1 protein-coding gene is annotated in these 355 nt (G+C 41.4%); it reads left to right on the plus strand.

The annotated features are described in order from the left end of the window. Nucleotides 1–355 (plus strand): transposase (locus tag P6709_RS19775; protein ID WP_442905376.1); only part of this gene is annotated, 355 nt, incomplete at both ends.

A 355-nucleotide genomic window follows, 5' to 3' on the forward strand; every position in this document is an offset into this window, starting at 1 on the left:
GACGTTTCCATACTTCTATCCCCCTTCAAAAATTAGTCACTGACGTGACAGAATTTAAATGTCTCGGAGAAGACAAATTGTATTTGAATCCGATTCTAGATCTGTATAACGGAGAAATTATTGCCTTTGATATCAAGAAACGACCGACGCTTGATCTTGCCCTAGGACCTCTAAAAGAAACGATGGAGATCATCAAAAAGCACGCCACCTATCGCACCACCATCCATTCTGATCAGGGCTGGCATTATCAACACACGAAATGGGTGAAGACATTGAAAGAGAATAAAGTATTCCAGAGTATGTCCCGTAAAGCCACTTGTGCAGATAATGCGTCGATGGAGAATTTCTTTGGCAT

Source organism: Jeotgalibacillus sp. ET6, assembly GCF_029667115.1.
Classification (GTDB): domain Bacteria; phylum Bacillota; class Bacilli; order Bacillales; family Jeotgalibacillaceae; genus Jeotgalibacillus.